We start from the raw sequence: 17648 nt of genomic DNA, 5'->3' as shown, positions 1-17648 counted from the left end.
TCGTTTACGACCGGCCATTTCAGTGACGTGTTAGCGCCAGATTATTTTTCTTGTGGGAAGAGTAGGTTAAGGACGATGGCAGTAATACCCCCGGCAGCAATCCCAGAAGAGAGCAGGGTTTTGATCCAGTCAGGGGCAAATTGCAGGATCAAAGGTTGCTGTGCCACGCCCATACCAACCGCCAATGAGAGCGCCATAATCATAATTGCACGGCGATTAAGGGTTTCGCGCGACACGATCCGCACGCCAGAGGCGGCAATAGTGCCGAACATCACGAGAGTTGCGCCGCCCAGCACTGGCTCAGGAATATGCTGCACAAACCCAGCCACGGCAGGGAACAGGCCCAACACGATCAGCATCAGCGCCACCACAAAACCGACATAACGGCTGGCAACACCGGTCAACTGAATCACCCCATTATTCTGGCCGAAACAGGAGTTAGGGAAGGTGTTAAACACCGCCGACAGCATGGAGTTCAACCCATTCGCCAGCACACCGCCCTTAAGGCGTTTCATATACAGCGGGCCATGAACCGGCTGCTCTGACACATCGGAGGTGGCGGTAATATCGCCGATGGTTTCCAATGAGGTCACCATAAAGATCAGCATCAGCGGCACCAGCAGATTCCAGTCAAAAGACAACCCATAGTACAACGGCGTGGGAATGGTAATCAGCGCTGTGTCTACCACTGGGCGGCTTTCAGGCAGCATCCCCAGCGACCAAGCCAGCAGGTAACCCACCGCCATGGCGATCACCAGCGAAGCGACACGCAGATAGGGGTTACGTTGGCGATTCAGCAGAATAATCACCACCAAGACCGCACCCGCCAACAGCAGATTTTTCGGTGCGCCAAATGTATGGTCGCTCATCGCGCCATAACCGCCACCAATAGATGTCAGCCCAACTTGAATCAATGACAGGCCGATAATCATCACCACAATACCGGAGACCAGCGGCGTGATAATGCGGCGCGCCAGATGCAGGAAGCGGGAGAGGATAATCTCGGTGCAGGAGGCCACCATCAGGGTGCCGAACAGCGCTGCCATCATGGTTGGGATATCCGCTCCCCCATTTTTCAGCGCCAACCCACCCATGATCAATGGAGAAACAAAGTTAAAACTGGTGCCCTGAATGGATAGCAGGCCAGAGCCTACCGGCCCCCAAGTCTTAATTTGTAGCAGTGAGGCTAGACCTGATGCGAACAGGGACATACTGATAATGCGTTGGGTATCTTCCGCCGGCAATCCGAGTGCCTGACAAATCAGCAGACCGGGGGTAATTACCGCGACAAACATCGCCAATAAATGCTGACAGGCGGCAAACAGTGTTTGGGCCAGTGGCGGGCGGTCTTCTAAACGATAAATCAGTTCGCTAGGGCGAGTGGTGACGGGCTGTGGCGTATCAAGTTCGGCGGATTGCGTAGACATGGAGTGAAATACCCTGATCGGCAAAGAGGGCATTTTAATGATCCGCCTCACAAAAGCAATCGGTTGCGCTGCATTTTTTTAAATATTTCTCTCCGTTGTTAGCGCGTTTTAATTAGCGACTAAACTTGTAATTAGCCGCGTTTTTTTTTCTAATCCCCCCTTAACCGTTTTGGCGTTTATTAAGGAACTGTCTAACGTCATATTTTTATTCGATATTTTAATCGCATGGAGTACCAAGATGTTTCATCTCGATACCTATGGCACGCTAGTCGCGGCCTGTTTGGTTTTATTGCTAGGCCGTAAACTCGTACAAACTGTCCCCTTCCTGAAGAAATACACTATTCCTGAACCGGTTGCCGGTGGTTTGCTTGTGGCTTTTATGATGCTGCTGATGCAAAAGACCCTCGGTTGGGAAATCAGTTTTGATATGTCGCTGAAAGATCCTCTGATGCTGGCCTTCTTCGCTACTATCGGTCTGAACGCCAATTTGGCGAGCCTACGCGCGGGCGGCAAGGCTCTGAGCATATTTGTCTTTGTGGTGGTGGGTTTGCTACTGGTGCAGAACGCCATTGGTGTGGCCCTCGCGAAATTAATGGGGCTAGACCCATTGATGGGGTTATTGGCCGGTTCCATTACCTTGTCGGGCGGGCACGGCACGGGTGCGGCATGGAGTAAAGTCTTCGTTGAGCGCTATGGTTTTGAAAACGCGACTGAAGTTGCCATGGCTTGCGCAACCTTTGGTTTGGTACTCGGTGGGCTGATTGGGGGGCCGGTGGCGCGTTATCTGGTCAAGCACTCCTCCACGCCGGATGGCACGCCCGAGGATAGCGAAGTGCCTTCCGCCTTCGAAAAACCTTCAGCTGGCCGAATGATTACCTCGCTGGTATTGGTCGAAACTATCGCCATGATTGCCATCTGTCTGATGGTGGGCGGCCTGATTTCTGGCTGGCTACAGGGCACGATGTTTGAGCTGCCCACTTTCGTCTGCGTGCTCTTTGTCGGGGTCATCCTCAGCAACACGCTGTCGGCCATCGGCTTCTACAAAGTCTTTGATCGTGCAGTCTCAGTGCTGGGTAATGTCAGTTTGTCACTGTTTTTGGCGATGGCGTTGATGAGCTTAAAACTTTGGGAATTGGCCTCATTGGCTCTGCCGATGTTGGTGATTCTGTCGGCGCAAGCCGTGGCGATGGCACTGTACGCGATTTTTGTCACTTATCGGGTGATGGGGAAAAACTATGATGCGGCTGTGTTGGCGGCGGGGCATTGTGGTTTTGGTTTAGGCGCGACACCGACCGCGATTGCCAATATGCAGGCCATTACTGACCGCTTTGGCCCGTCGCATTTAGCCTTCTTGGTAGTGCCAATGGTGGGTGCGTTCTTTATTGATATCGTAAATGTGATCGTGATTAAGCTCTATCTGTTACTGCCGATCTTCCCTGCGGTCGTGGGATAATTGTTTTTGGGGCGGCGATATCCGCCCCTAACTTAGGCTATTATGGGACTTAGGCTATTATGGGACTTAGGCTATTTGGGACTTAGGCTATTTGGGACTTATGCTATTGGGGATTAGGCATTGGTGTAGCGTGTTCTCTCTGGCAACCACCGCTCAATCAGTGCCCGCGCATGTTCGGGGTATTGCTGATGCAGATGGCGAGCGACCCGCTGCACTTCGGGAATCATGGCCTGATCGCGCAGTAAATCAGCCACTTTAAACTCAGCACTCCCGGTCTGCCGTGTCCCCAATAACTCGCCGGGGCCACGGATCTCTAAGTCTCGCTGAGCAATCACAAAGCCATCATTACTGTCGCGCAGTACTTGCAAACGCATCTGGGCGGTTTTGCTGAGCGGCGTTTTGTAGAGCAACACGCAGTGTGACGCAACGGCACCACGGCCCACGCGGCCACGTAATTGGTGAAGTTGCGCCAACCCCAAACGTTCTGGGTTGTCGATGATCATCAGGCTGGCGTTAGGCACATCCACCCCGACCTCAATGACCGTGGTCGCGACCAATAGCTGCAACTCACCCTGCTTAAATGCCAGCATCACCGCCTGTTTTTCTGGACCTTTCATTCGGCCATGAACCAAGCCGACATTAATCTCTGGCAGGGCAATTTTCAGCTCTTCGCAGGTCACCTCGGCGGCTTGTGCTTCCAGCAGCTCAGACTCTTCAATCAGAGTACAAACCCAGTAAGCCTGACGGCCCTCCTCCAGACAGGCATTTTTAACTCGCTGAATCACATCACTGCGGCGGGTATCTGGGATGGCGACAGTGGTGACGGGTGTCCTGCCGGGCGGCAGCTCATCAATCACCGAGGTGTCGAGATCCGCATAGGCGGTCATCGCCAAGGTGCGTGGAATCGGGGTCGCCGTCATAATGAGCTGATGCGGATGGAAGCCCTGCTCCTCACCTTTCTCCCATAATGCGAGCCGCTGATGAACGCCGAAACGATGCTGTTCATCAATAATCACCAGCGCCAATCCAGAGAATTTCACCTGCTCCTGAAACATGGCGTGGGTGCCGACAACCATCGAAACCTGACCACTGGCGACGGCTTCTTGCTGCGCCAATCGCGCTTTGCCTTTTTGCTTCCCAGCCAACCAGCCCACTTCCAAGCCCAACGGCTCCAACCATTGACGGAAGGTATTCGCATGTTGCTCTGCCAGTAATTCGGTAGGGGCCATCAACGCGACTTGCTTACCGTGAGCAATGGCGCGCAGTGCTGCCAGCGCCGCAACCAATGTTTTACCCGAGCCAACATCCCCTTGAATCAGCCGCATCATCGGGAAATTGTGCGTCATATCTTGCTCAATTTCCGCCACCACCCGCTGTTGTGCGCGGGTCGGGGTAAAGGGCAGGGCGGCCAGAAAACGGGGCTTAAGCTGATCTTCCGCCAATAAAGGCAGCGCCCGATAGCTTTGCGCCCCCGCTCTGACGGCTAACATGCTGAGATTATGGGCTAATAGCTCTTCCATAATCAGCCGCCGCTGTGCGGGGTGTTTCCCCTGCTCTAAATCGACCAACTGAATATTCGCGGGTGGGCGATGCAGAGTATGAATCGCTTCCGGCAGACTGATCAGTGAGCGGCTCAGTTCGATGGGCAGTAGCTCAGCAATAACAGTGGTATCCAGCATCGCCAGCGCCTGATCGATAAGCTTGCGTAGCGTTGCCTGACGTATACCTTCAGTGGTGGGATAAACTGGGGTTAGCGACTCCTGCAACTCAACGCCAATATTCTCGCCATGCACTCTATATTCAGGGTGAATGATCTCCGGCCCCGTATTGCCCCGTTTAGCTTCGCCATAGGCAATCACATGTTTGCCCGGTGACAGGCTATTTTTCATGGCGGCATTGAAGTTAAAAAAGCGCAGGGTGAGAACGCCGCTGCCGTCGCTGATCTGGCAGGTCATCATGCGGCGGCGGCCAAAAGTGATATCGGAACGGAGAACCTCGCCCTCTACGGTCACCGAAATACCGGGCAATAAATCGCCAATGCGGTATAGCTGTGTGCGATCTTCATAACGTAGCGGCAGATGAAGCAGCAGGTCTTGAATGGTCTCCAGACCCATTTTAGCCAGTTTCCCAGCCTGACTTGCGCCAACACCGGAAAGTGTACTTAGGGGTACGGCATCCAGTAGGCGGCCTTTCATTTAAGACTCCGTTCCGTGGATTGCATGGCAGACCACCACTGCGGATCGGCAATAATCTGGCCCTGCTCATCAATAGGGGGCTGAGGAAGTCCTTTTCGCTTGGCAACCTGCGCCAACACGGGGTAACCGCCCTCAAACAGAAGCCGCTGTTGCTCAACAAGGGGGAGGACACTCTGCGCCCGCTGATACATGCCCGCATTTTGCCGCTGCCGTTGGGCTTCATACAAAATGAGCGCGGAAGCGACGGAGACATTCAGGGATTGCACCATGCCGATCATCGGAATAATGATGTCTTGATCCGCCAGCGCCAAGGCTTCTTCAGAGATACCGGTTTTCTCCTGCCCCATCAAAATACAGGTGGGGCGGGTATAGTCGATTTCGCGAAAATCCACAGCCTTATCAGATAAATGTGTCGCCAGTATCTGCATACCCTGCGATTTCAGATGGGCAATGGCATCGGTGATATGGGGGTGAGTTTTGACCTGTACCCAGCTATTGCTACCGGCAGCAGCAGAGAGCCGGGTATACATTTCGGTACTGGGCCAAATGGCATGGACTTGATGGATACCGACGGCATCAGCTGTGCGAATAATTGCGGATACATTATGGGGTTTATGTACTTGCTCCAGACAGACCGTCAGATCCGGCTGTCTGGTTGCCAGCATTTCACAAATCCGCGCATAGCGTTGAGGATTCATAGGCGTTAATTACGATTACGGCTGACTTTAACCACATCCGGCATGATACGAATTTTACGCATAATGTTGGCCAGATGGACCCGGTCACGGGTAGTCAGGCGAATAAAGGCACTATATACCCGACCATCTTTCTCTTCAGTATTCAGACTCTGAATATTAGATTCGGCTGCATTAATTGCCGCCGTAAGATTTGCCAGCGCACCTTGTTGGTTGAACATATCGACTTTAATTTCAGCGATAAACTCTTGCTCGGTCTCCTGATCCCACTCAACCGCCATAAACTTCTCAGGCTCTTTCTGGTAGCCACGGATGTTACGACAGGATTCGTGATGGATGACCAACCCCTTACCCGGACTGATATGGGCAATAATGGGGTCACCCGGAATAGGGCGGCAGCACTTGGCAAAGGTAATCAATACGCCATCAGCGCCTTTGATGGCCAGATTGCGTGTCCCGGAAGTGGCTAGCGTGGAGGGGTCACCCAACAGGTTTTTAGCCACCACGACACTCATTGCATTGCCCAGACCAATTTCTGCCAGCAAATCATCCAAGGTCGCCAGCTTCATGCGGTCCAACTCATGCTTGATATTTTCTTCAGAAATATCAGCCAGTTTACGGCCATTACCTAATGCATGATTCAGTAACCGACGGCCAAGGCTCACCGATTCATCACGTTTCAGGTTTTTCAGTAACTGACGAATTTTGGCGCGTGCTTTTGAACTGACAACAAAATTCAGCCATGCGGCATTGGGCCGTGCGCCCGGCGCAGTAATGATCTCAACTGTCTGACCACTGCTCAGGGGCTGAGAAAGCGGGTAGGGTTGGCGGTCAACACGCGCACCCACACAGGCATGACCGATATCGGTATGCACTGCATAGGCAAAATCGACCGGTGTCGCACCGGCAGGTAGCTCAACAATGCGACCTTCCGGGGTGAAAACGTAAATCTCATCAGGGAAAAGATCAGATTTCACGCTTTCAATAAATTCAAATGAGCTGCCCGCACTTTGCTGTAACTCCAGCAAACTCTGCATCCAGCGCTGAGCGCGGATTTGTGCGGTGGTGCCGGATTCACCCTGCTCTTTATAAGCCCAGTGTGCCGCAACCCCCATTTCGGCCATCTGATCCATATCTTCAGTACGGATTTGCACCTCGACCGGCACCCCATGAGGGCCAATTAATGAGGTATGCAGTGATTGATAGCCGTTAGCTTTAGGGATGGCGATATAGTCTTTGACTCGACCGGGGCGGGGTTTGTACAGGCTATGAGCCTGACCCAACACACGATAGCAAGTATCGACTTCTTTGACGATAACCCGGAAAGCATAGATATCCATGATGGAGTGAAAACGCTGCTCTTTCAGGTTCATCTTGCAATAGATGGAATAGAGATGCTTTTCACGACCACTGACTCGACAAGGAATCCCTGCTTCCGTCAGACGCCCTTCAATCTCCGCCAAGATTTTCTGAATCATCTCTTTGCGGTTACCGCGCGCGGCTTTTACCACTTCTTTTATGACGCGATAGCGATTGGGGTAGAGTGCTTCAAAACCCAGCTCTTCCAGCTCGGTTTTTAAATGGTGAATACCTAGCCGATGGGCCAGTGGACTATATATTTCAAGGGTTTCGCGGGCAATACGGCGACGCTTATCTGGACGTAAGGAACCCAGTGTTCGCATGTTATGTGTGCGGTCAGCCAGTTTGATCAAAATGACGCGGATATCCTGCACCATCGCCATGATCATTTTGCGGAAGTTCTCCGCCTGAGCTTCTTTTTTATCACGGAAGTTCAGCTTGTCGAGTTTAGAGACACCCTCGACCAACTCGGCTACGCTCTTCCCAAATAGCTGCTCCATATCTTGATATGTAGCAGGGGTGTCTTCAATGACGTCATGTAACAGTGCCGCCATTAAAGTTTCGTAATCGAGCCGCATCTCCGCGAGAATACAGGCCACAGCAACCGGGTGAGTGATATAAGGCTCACCGCTGGAGCGTGTCTGACCCTCGTGAGCATCACGTGCAACAAGATATGCCTGTTTGAGGCGCTTAATCTGCTCCTCTGGCAGGTAACGTTGAATCAGCAGATTCAGGCTTTCAAACAGGTACAAGGCAGACTCGCAGTCTAATTAACGACGACCTTCAGCAATCGCGGTAACCGCTTGGATCTCTGCGGCTTCCTGCTCTTGCTGCTCTTGGCGTTCACGAACATCGAGAATCTGATTAGTAATCAGACCTTCTTCGATTTCGCGCAGCGCAATCACAGTAACTTTATCGTTCTCTTCTGGAACCAGTGCGTCTTTGCCGCCGGACTAGATTTGACGTGCCCGACGAGCAGCGACCAACACCAGGTCAAAACGGTTACCAATTTTCTCTACAGCGTCTTGAACAGTTACGCGTGCCATAATTCTGCTACTCCACAGGTGACGAAATGACGGGGCATGATACTGAAACTCTCTTCAGTCTGCCAATAATTTGCTGATTAAAGCGTCATGCCGCTGTTTCTGGCGGCCTAAACGCAGTCGTTCGGCGCGAATAATGGTTTTCAGATCAGATAATGCCAGATTGAAATCATCATTTACGATCAAATAATCATACTCTGCGTAATGGGCCATCTCGGCGACAGCTTGCGCCATACGCTTTGCGATAACCTCTTCGCTATCTTGCCCACGGCCACGTAAACGGCGATCCAACTCTTCTTTGGAAGGGGGCAAAATAAAAATGCTGCGCGCGGTTGGCATTTTTGCGCGAATTTGCTGCGCGCCTTGCCAGTCGATATCTAAAAATACATCAACCCCGGTTGCAAGAACCTGCTCAATCGCTAAACGTGAGGTGCCATAGTAGTTTTCAAAAACCTTGGCATGCTCAAGAAAAGCGTCGTCATCAATCATCTGGCAAAACTCATCTTCAGAAACGAAGAAGTAGTGCTCACCGTGATTCTCACCCGGACGTTTAGCACGCGTGGTATGGGAGATAGAAACCTGCGTGTCGTACAACGGTTGTGTTTTTAACAAAGCCTGAATCAGGCTCGATTTCCCTGCGCCACTGGGCGCGGAAACAATGTAAAGCGTGCCTTGGACCATGATGACGTTTCAGTTGATTAGGTTGATATACCCTTCTTTCTTGAAGTTGCGGCGGTGTTCGCTCGCGGTCTACCTGCAACTCCAATTACTTTGGGTGTATATAGAAAGCAGAAGTGTGAATCTCCGCACAGTATACACGGCTGCTACGCGTCATGCAGCGTTACAACGCATTTCACCCGAATGTTTTGTCAATAAACAGCCCGATTTTCTAATTTTGCGGGAAGGATTGCGTAATTTCGGCTCGTTGCAGCAACTATAAAAGTATTGTTCGGCCATCTGCGCATTTAACGTTTTTGGTCTTCGACGGATAAGACATTTCAGGGTTTACTGCCTGCCTCCAAGGAAAGGTGCCAATGAATATGTCGAATATACAAATCGTCAGCTTGCTGATAGTGAGTTTTATGAGTTGGGGGGTCAGTGCCACACAGGGCTGCCCTGAGTGGTCTACAGAAAGAGTCTCTCTTGAGGTCCACTCCCTCCAGAAGCAGTTAGATCAATGGGATGCAATTTACCATCAACAAGGGGTTAGCCTTCTTACTGATGATCTCTACGATCAATTGCAGGCTAAATTGCAGGGATGGCAAGTCTGCCGTGGTCAGCCTGATGACACAGAAAATAGAAGAGTGCCCGGTCACGGGAAGTTCTCTCATCCTGTTGCCCATACCGGATTAAAAAAATTGAAAGATGAAGCCGAGCTGGCTAACTGGATGCAGCGGCGGGAAAAAATCTGGGTACAACCCAAAGTTGATGGTATTGCAGTGACGCTGGTTTACCAGAACGGAAAGCTGGCGCAGCTTCTCAGTCGGGGAGATGGATTGAAAGGCCAGAACTGGAGCGACAAAGCCTCCTTTATTACTGCCATTCCTCAAACTATTGCCGCTGCTGCTCCTATGCTGACTCTGCAAGGGGAGCTATTTCTACAGAGGGAGGGGCATAAACAAGCTCAGTTTGGCGGTGTTAATGCACGATCTTCTGTCGCGGGAGCACTGATGCGCAAATCGTCGTCACCTTTACTGGCTCAACTCGGCATTTTTATTTGGGCGTGGCCCGATGGGCCAAAAAGCATGATGGAAAAAAACAGACGATTGCAGAAGATGGGCTTCCCTTTGACCGCGCAATACAGCAAACCTGTTTCTTCTGCCAAAGATGTTGCCCAATGGCGGGAGCGCTGGTATCAAACGCCCCTGCCTTTTGTGACTGATGGCGTTGTTATCCGGCAGGAGGAGGAACCCGCTGGGCGTTATTGGCAGGCCGTTCCGGGGCCATGGTCTGTGGCGTGGAAATATCCACCACAGCAGAAAATGACGGAAATAAAAGATATACATTTTACGATTGGTCGCACCGGTAAAATTACCGTGATTTTGCAGGTTTCACCGGTAAAAATTGATGATAAGTGGATTCGGCGGGTGAATATTGGTTCCATTGCTCGTTGGCGACAATGGGATATCACTCTGGGAGATCAAGTCACAATCGCTCTGGCTGGGCAGGGGATTCCACGGCTGGATAATGTTGTCTGGCGGGTCAGTCAGCGGCATGAGCTAACGCCACCTGAAAGAGATAAATTCCATCAATTAAGTTGCTTTCGTCACTTGCCACACGAGTGTGAGCCACAATTCTTATCTCGTTTGATATGGCTCAGTGGTCCGAAAGGGCTGGATATGCGTAGCATTGGTGGTGGGTTGTGGCGAGAGCTTATCCATCATGGGCTGGTCAAAGATTTGGTCGGGTGGTTATCACTGACAACAGACCAGCTCGCTGATATTCCTGGGGTCAGTCTTGAGCGGGCTGAGGATATTTATCAACAGTTTCAACGCGCAAAGCAGAAGCCATTTTCTCAGTGGCTACAGGCGTTGGGATTCCCGCGAGTGGTATCCAGTGATGATCACTGGCACGCTTTACAGCGAAAGAGCATCACCGAGTGGAGTTTAGCTTCGGGGGTTGGGCTGATGCGGGCGAAGCAGATTATTCATTTCTTACACCACCCTGAAGTGCAAGCGATAGCTGATTTCTTATCGACACAACGCGTTGCGGGGTTCCTGCCCGAAGAGTAAAGCTTCTGCGGGCACCAGTTCAGTGCTCTGAGTGCTCATATTTGAAGACGGGCAAACCTAAGCGGAACCTTAATGCCAACAATCGTGCGCTTAGCCCAGTGATCAGAGTAATGATAATCACCCAATTATGGGACAACGGCGTGTATTGCAGGGCGATGTAGATCCAGGCTGCAGCAAATGAGATGCCAGCATAGATCTCTTTCTGAAACACCAATGGGATGCAGTTACAAAACATATCGCGTAGGACACCACCAAAGACACCAGTAATCACCGCAGCAATAGCGGCAATAATCGTACTGTGGCCCATATCGAGGGCAATTTGTGCACCAATAATGGAAAAAACAATCAGCCCAATAGCATCAAGCACGAGAAACAAGTGCCGCAAGTGTTTCATTAAAGGTGCCATCCAAGTTGTCACAATTGCAGCAACAGCGACAATCACAATGTATTCAGGATGCTTAACCCAACCGAGTGGATAATGGCCCAGCAACATATCTCTGACCGAACCACCGCCGATTGCCGTGGCAGACGCAATGATAATGACACCAAACATATCCATTTGACGACGACCGGCAGCCAGCGCTCCTGTCATGGCCTCGGCTGTAATACCAATAATATAAAGAACGCTAAGTAGCATAATGAGTCAAATTTCTTAAGGGCTGCAATGGCCGCAGAGTAATCATTCAGATCGATTGCTGCGCCTGAGATTTTCTAAGTCATCTGTTTATGATTATTTAATCTAATCAATTTTTTATCTATCAATCTAATATTTATAGTTAAAAATTAAAGACACTCATTATTTGTCATTAATAATTTTAGGTCAAAAAATGACGATTTAGGTTCAGGACGGGGTAACCGAACCTATCTTATGATTTATCCGCCTGATTGCAGAGTTTCTTATCCGATGGTAGTTTTTATCTTTTATTTCAGTGAGATTTGTTCATGGATAAGTGTGTTAATCGGTTCCACTATCGCGCGGTATTGTTTACCGGCATGATGTCCGTTGGAGTATTACTGAGTGGCTGCGTTGATCACCCTGCCCATACAGACACAGCAATAGCAAAAGTTTCACCTCCGGCCTGTATTAAAGGTGAACCGATGGCACAGACGACACTCTATTTCGGCTTGAACCGCCCTCATGGCTCGGCCATTTCTCCGGTGGAATGGCAAACTTTTGTTGATAATCATGTGACCAGCCGTTTTAAAGAGGGTCTGACTGTCATTGATGCCAAAGGACAATGGCTAGGAAATGATGGCCGTGTCGCCAAAGAGAGCAGTAAGGCGTTGGTGCTAATCCATAAGAATGATAAAGACGCTGACATTGAATCTCTGCGCTCTCACTATAAACAACAGTTTGCGCAAGAGTCTGTGATGCGTGTTGATACCCCTGTATGCGTCGATTTTTAGCAGTGAACTTCTAGCGCGAGTGTCTGGCCTTTTATCTCTAATGACGAGAGGTAAAAGGCCGAGAGCATCATCTAATATGTTTGGCTACAAAATCAGCCCAGCAATGGCGGCGGAAAGTAAGCTGACTAATGTTGAACCATATACCAGCTTTAACCCAAATCGTGAAACCACGTTACCCTGTTTTTCGTTTAGCCCCTTAATGGCACCTGCAACTATTCCAATCGAAGCAAAGTTAGCAAAAGAGACTAAAAACACAGAGAGAATGCCTAAGCCGCGTGGCGTCATTTCAGCCGCAACCTTTTTCAGCTCAATCATGGCAACAAATTCATTGGCTACCAGTTTGGTCGCCATAATACTCCCTGCCTGCAAGGCATCTTGAGCCGGGATGCCAATCAGGAATGCCAGTGGGTAAAATAGATACCCCAGCACACCCTGAAAACTGATGTGGAATAAGCTGCTAAATAAAGCATTAATAGCAGAAATGATGGCAATAAACCCGATTAACATTGCGGCTATAATCATTGCAATTTTAAATCCGGCCAGAATATATTCCCCCAACATTTCAAAAAAACTTTGGTCTTCGTGAAGTTTGTTTAGCTTTAATTCAGGTTCTTCGGTGGCGGTGTAAGGGTTAATAATAGAAAGTATAATAAACGTACTAAACATATTTAATATTAACGCCGTCACCACAAACTTGGGTTCGAGCATGGTCATGTAAGCACTGACTATTGACATGGATACTGTCGACATCGCGGTTGCTGCCAAGGTGTACATTCTGCGCGGCGATATATCAGCAATAATTCCTTTATAGGCAATAAAGTTCTCTGATTGCCCTAGGATCAATGTACTCACGGCATTAAAAGACTCTAGTTTGCCCATCCCATTAACTTTAGACAGCAACGTACCTACCACCCGGATGATGAGTGGCAATATGCGAAAATGCTGTAAAATACCAATCAGTGCAGAAACGAAAATAATGGGGCAAAGAACATTCAAGAATATAAAGGCTAATCCTTGCTCATTCATGTTGCCAAAAACAAAACTCGTGCCGACTGCGGCAAATTTCATCAATACTTCGAATAATCCAGCAAAATAGGTGATTGCACCTAACCCACTTTCCGAGTGTAAAAAGAAATAAGCTAGCGCAATTTCTATCATCAGCAATTGAAAAATATATCGTAGCCTGATGTTTTTACGATCACGGCTAGCCAGTAATGCCAGTATTGCAATCGTCATCAATGCCAGAAGAAAGTGCAGAATCTGCAACATAAGAAATCCGTTAGAAAAAAATTCAGTCAGCATTTTATCTGCAATAACATATTTTTTTCATCTGAAATTTCGCGCTCTCGAAAATATATATTCTATGAATGACATATACGATACCCCAAACATTCCATCTGCTTAAATTTTTACTACTTCCCCATCATTTATTCATTGAGTGATTCACTATTTATCTGCCAGCTTGAATTGCCGCTACTCCGGCATTTTAAGTGCTTCCCCAAGGAAGATCAGGCTCAAAAGGGACTCACTATGTTCAACTAACTCATTGGATGGAATATGAATATGATTAATTTGCCTAGTTGCCGCCCTTTTACTGAAGCCGGCCATTTATCTCAAATATCGGCTTATTATGAAGAGGAGCGCAATATCATGTGGATGTTACTACGTGCTCATCCACGCCCCTGCTTTAACTTGGAATTAATTGAAAATATTATGACCTTAGTGCAGGCCGCTAAAGAGTCAAAATTACCGTTTGATTTTTGGGTGACCGGCTCAGTCGTCCCCAATATGTTTAATGTGGGAGGTGATTTAAGCTTTTTTGCACAAATGATTCGTAGTCGTAAGCGTGAAACATTGATGGCCTATGCGCGCGCTTGCGTGGATTGTGTTCATGCTGCTGCTCGTGGGTTTGATACGGGAGCAATATCTATCGCGATGATTGAGGGCAGCGCACTTGGAGGAGGATTTGAAGCCGCATTAGCCCATCATTTTGTTCTGGCACAGACAACCGCCAGAATGGGTTTTCCAGAGATTGCTTTTAATTTATTTCCTGGCATGGGTGGGTATTCACTTGTTGCGAGAAAAGCGGGAATGCGCGTGGCTGAACAGCTAATCTGGACCGGTGAATCCCATGCTGCTGAATGGTATGAGAGCCGTGGACTAGTGGATAAATTATTTCAGCCGGGCGATGCGTATCTGGCAACTCGCACCTTTATCGATACCATCAGACCTAAACTTAATGGAATGAGAGCCATGATTAGGGTCCGGCAGCGTGTTTTGCAATTAACACGTTCTGAATTAATGGATATTACTGAAGATTGGGTCGATTCTGTTTTCTCTATTGAGCCAAAAGATATCGCCTATATTGACCGTTTGGTTATGTTGCAAGATCGCCATACCTCGACGATGCCAAAAGTAATCTAGTTTTTGGCACCTAATCCAGTAAAAAGTGAGGGTGCTGTGTTACCAGCCAATGCTCCAGTTCATCTGCGGGCATTGGTTTGGCATAAAGGAATCCCTGTTTTTCATCAATGCCAATAGAGTCCAAGAACTCCTCTTCTCCTGGCGTCTCCACCCCTTCGGCAATAACCCGCATTTTAAGGGCCTCGGCGACAACGATAATGGCTCGAACTAGAGATTGTGAAATGGGATTATTATCAATTCCGCGCACAAAGCTTTGGTCCAGCTTAATGGCATCAATTGGGATACGTGCTAATTGGGAGAGTGAAGAATAGCCGGTACCAAAATCATCTAAATGAACCTGAGCCCCTAAGTGGCGCAACTGTTTCATGATGTTGATAGCAGCATCTTCGTCATCTATTAAGCAACTTTCGGTGAGTTCCACATCAACTAAACTAGACTCCAGCTTGCTGGCTTCAAGTGACTCAATAAAACTGGTGACGATCGCCTCATCAATTAATTGCCGAGCAGAGACATTGACCGCGACCCGCAAATTAATTCCTCGATTTTTCCAATCGACCGCCTGCTGCATTGACGTTTGCAGAACCCATTTACCTAGCGGCCCGATTAGCCCAGACTCTTCCGCATATGAGATAAACTCTAGAGGCGCGATTAAGCCGCGCTCCGGCGATCGCCATCGTACTAATGCTTCGACACTGTGTACTTTACCGGTTTGTGTCGATATTTTGGGTTGGTAAAAGACTTGTAGCTGATGCTGTTCCAAACCTTTACGCAAATTTGTATCTAGCCACACATATTCAGAGACTTTTTTATTCATCTCTTGTGAAAAGATTGAATAGGTTCGCTTTCCATTTTCTTTCGCGGTGTACATGGCTGTATCCGCACTGCGGATAATATTTTCCAGTGTGTCGCCGTGCTCAGGGCATAATGCAATGCCAATAGAGCAGCCAGTGTATACCTCAATCAATCCCACTCTAAAAGGCGATTTCATTCGGTTGAGAATGCGCTGTGTGGTGGCCTCTAGCTCAGTCAGAGAGGCATTTTCAACCAGTACAATAAATTCATCGCCACCCAACCGGGCAAGCATTTCGTTTTCCTCTAAACAACTTAAAATCGCCAATGAAACATCTTTAAGTAATCGGTCACCAAACATATGGCCGTAATGGTCATTCACTTTTTTAAAGTTATCGAGATCGAGGTAAATAATACCCACCGAGGTCTCACCGCGAGTTTGGATTGCGCTATTAATCCGCTCATGAATCGCATGACGATTAGGTAAGCCAGTAATCATATCGGTATTGGCTAAAATCCTAAGGCGCTCTTGAGCACGCCTCTCTTTGGTAATATCAGTACCCGAGCAGATAAGGTAACGTTCATTTTTGCCACTGCCACTGTGAACAAACTTATTGCGGAATAAGAAGAGGCGCTTCCCTTTTACAGTATTAATCCAACGTTCAACTTCATAAGATGCCCCGCGCTGGAAGAAGCCTTCAATATTTTTACGCGATGACGCCCCCTCCTTGGCAGTCATAAATAGGTCATAGACATTTTTTCCAATGACATCTTGCTCTTTTTTGCCGGTATACTCTTCGCTGAGGTGATTAAAACGTTGGACGTAGCCATCTTTATCGAGAATGACGATAACTGAGTTCGCTTCAGAAACAACCTGCTCTGCAAAGGAAAGACCCACCACGAGATCGCGAGCGACAGACTCGGTATCCCCATAGGCGGAGGCAGTTCCTCCCCACTCTTTATCATTAATTTTGCGACCAACAAGATGTAAATGAAGTGGATGACCATAAATTTCAATTTCGACATCTAAACTGGTTGTAATACCGGTTAAGCTGCGGATTTTCATTGTTTGAACTGAATTAAGGGCAATTGCAATATTGGTCGTCCCTTTAATTGCAGATAACTCTAAGGCTTGGCTGTCAAAAGCAAGTCGCCAAAAAGGGCTATGGGTACCAAAATAGGTATTGAGGATCGATGTGTCTTGGTCTTCGAACATGCGCGATCCCCCAAAAAAGTATCTGTTTGTTTTTTAGTTACCCTAGCCTCTATAGCAGGACGCTATCGTGACCATCCAACTGATAAAGTATATGTGTAATTTCTTGATAGCTGATATTAGATAGTAGCGATAATCATATTAAATGTTCTTTCTACTATCAGATTGGGGCATAGAACCAAAGTTAAGCATGAAAGAAATTAAAAAACACTCTAATTTTTATATTGTTATGTTCGTTTAAGCAAATTCCTAAAATTGATAAAACAGAGAAGGCTGCGGCCTGTTTAAGTGAATGAGTCGGTAGAAGTGAGACTTTAGCGGGTCAGTATCTCTAAAATATGAAAGTGGTATGTAATCGGCATATTTCATTTTAAAAGTGGTAGGAGCACTTAGGGTTAATCGCATTACCTTTATGTCAGGATAAAAACGTTCAACGTGGGAATCATTGCTGGCTGAGATATTGAAGGTCATCACGCTAAGATAATGACTTAGTACATAATTCAAGCTAATAAGAAACGATGGTTTTTAGTAGTACTGATAATAAAACCATGTGCTTAAAAACAGTATTGACATCTCATATAGAACAAGTAGATTGGAATTCAACACCGGTGCAATTAGTAGCAAACCTTTTATTTAGCCGGTGTCCATGTAGCATGATGTCAATAATGCGATAAAGGTCACGAAATATTTTTGTATGTGAGATTCACAGTGGTTTTTTTATAATGAACTGTTGTGATGATGTTTTAAGGCCACGCAGTAAATCTGTACAATCGCATTTTGTGGACCACAACGCGATGAGTTAAGGCTTTGTTGTTAATAGTAATGTTCGCGATTCGTGTACATAGGTATGAGATCGAGGATATCGCGACGAAAGTAAAGCCACGTAACAAAGAGTATATATCGCGAGGGGA

Annotated in this window: 12 protein-coding genes and 1 pseudogene; 4 read left to right on the top strand and 9 right to left on the bottom strand. The window is 48.1% G+C overall.

The genetic code is table 11. The annotated features are described in order from the left end of the window. Nucleotides 1-41 precede the first annotated feature (41 nt). Nucleotides 42-1427 carry a uracil-xanthine permease family protein gene (locus tag HRD69_RS05180; protein WP_032814674.1) on the bottom strand — a complete coding sequence of 462 codons (1386 nt, stop codon included), beginning with the start codon at nt 1425-1427 and terminating at the stop codon, nt 42-44. 238 nt (nt 1428-1665) lie between these two features. On the opposite strand from HRD69_RS05180, the gene gltS reads away from it, so the two are divergent. Further along, nucleotides 1666-2880 carry a sodium/glutamate symporter gene (gltS, locus tag HRD69_RS05175; protein WP_004875500.1) on the top strand — a complete coding sequence of 405 codons (1215 nt, stop codon included), beginning with the start codon at nt 1666-1668 and terminating at the stop codon, nt 2878-2880. Between the two features lie 113 nt (nt 2881-2993). On the opposite strand, the gene recG is transcribed toward gltS, so the two are convergent. The 5 genes and pseudogenes from recG to gmk form a co-directional block, all read right to left on the bottom strand. Beyond that, nucleotides 2994-5075 (bottom strand): ATP-dependent DNA helicase RecG, encoded by a 2082-nt coding sequence (gene recG, locus HRD69_RS05170; protein ID WP_032814675.1) that lies wholly within the window; start codon nt 5073-5075, stop codon nt 2994-2996. Next, nucleotides 5072-5773 carry a tRNA (guanosine(18)-2'-O)-methyltransferase TrmH gene (gene trmH / locus HRD69_RS05165; protein WP_004875502.1) on the bottom strand — a complete coding sequence of 234 codons (702 nt, stop codon included), beginning with the start codon at nt 5771-5773 and terminating at the stop codon, nt 5072-5074. Before trmH ends, recG begins: the two co-directional genes overlap by 4 nt. Nucleotides 5774-5778: 5 nt before the next feature. Then, a complete protein-coding gene (gene spoT / locus HRD69_RS05160; protein WP_004875503.1) occupies nt 5779-7881 on the bottom strand; it encodes a bifunctional GTP diphosphokinase/guanosine-3',5'-bis pyrophosphate 3'-pyrophosphohydrolase in 2103 nt (700 codons plus the stop codon). An 18-nt stretch (nt 7882-7899) separates the two neighbouring features. Beyond that, a pseudogene (gene rpoZ / locus HRD69_RS05155) lies at nt 7900-8175 on the bottom strand (DNA-directed RNA polymerase subunit omega). Between the two features lie 54 nt (nt 8176-8229). Beyond that, the gene (gene gmk, locus HRD69_RS05150) at nt 8230-8853 is read right to left on the bottom strand and encodes a guanylate kinase (protein ID WP_004875505.1); all 624 of its coding nucleotides are present in this window, start codon (nt 8851-8853) and stop codon (nt 8230-8232) included. Nucleotides 8854-9206: 353 nt separating this feature from the next. On the opposite strand from gmk, the gene ligB reads away from it, so the two are divergent. After that, nucleotides 9207-10904: an NAD-dependent DNA ligase LigB gene (ligB, locus tag HRD69_RS05145; protein ID WP_004875506.1), complete on the top strand. Its 1698-nt coding sequence runs from the start codon at nt 9207-9209 to the stop codon at nt 10902-10904. Between the two features lie 19 nt (nt 10905-10923). On the opposite strand, the gene HRD69_RS05140 is transcribed toward ligB, so the two are convergent. Beyond that, on the bottom strand, nt 10924-11541 hold the full coding sequence (locus HRD69_RS05140; protein ID WP_004875507.1) for a trimeric intracellular cation channel family protein: 618 nt from the start codon (nt 11539-11541) through the stop codon (nt 10924-10926). Between the two features lie 305 nt (nt 11542-11846). Here HRD69_RS05140 and HRD69_RS05135 point away from each other — a divergent pair, with 305 nt between their 5' ends. Then, the gene (locus HRD69_RS05135) at nt 11847-12311 is read left to right on the top strand and encodes a DUF3574 domain-containing protein (protein WP_004875508.1); all 465 of its coding nucleotides are present in this window, start codon (nt 11847-11849) and stop codon (nt 12309-12311) included. A gap of 84 nt (nt 12312-12395) precedes the next feature. Here the strand turns inward: HRD69_RS05135 and HRD69_RS05130 are convergent, their stop codons facing one another. Continuing rightward, nucleotides 12396-13580, bottom strand: coding sequence for a NupC/NupG family nucleoside CNT transporter (locus HRD69_RS05130; RefSeq protein WP_032814677.1), 1185 nt, complete (start codon nt 13578-13580; stop codon nt 12396-12398). A 288-nt stretch (nt 13581-13868) separates the two neighbouring features. Here HRD69_RS05130 and HRD69_RS05125 point away from each other — a divergent pair, with 288 nt between their 5' ends. Beyond that, nucleotides 13869-14735, top strand: a complete 867-nt coding sequence (locus HRD69_RS05125) for a crotonase/enoyl-CoA hydratase family protein (RefSeq protein WP_004875510.1) — start codon at nt 13869-13871, stop codon at nt 14733-14735. Between the two features lie 10 nt (nt 14736-14745). Here the strand turns inward: HRD69_RS05125 and pdeR are convergent, their stop codons facing one another. After that, nucleotides 14746-16740 carry a cyclic di-GMP phosphodiesterase gene (pdeR, locus tag HRD69_RS05120; RefSeq protein ID WP_004875511.1) on the bottom strand — a complete coding sequence of 665 codons (1995 nt, stop codon included), beginning with the start codon at nt 16738-16740 and terminating at the stop codon, nt 14746-14748. Nucleotides 16741-17648 lie beyond the last annotated feature (908 nt).

Origin of the sequence: Yersinia mollaretii ATCC 43969 (genome assembly GCF_013282725.1) — a bacterium.
Taxonomy (GTDB): domain Bacteria; phylum Pseudomonadota; class Gammaproteobacteria; order Enterobacterales; family Enterobacteriaceae; genus Yersinia; species Yersinia mollaretii.
The sequence above is the reverse complement of the archived record's forward strand: the minus strand, read 5'-3'. Positions and strand labels throughout refer to the sequence as shown.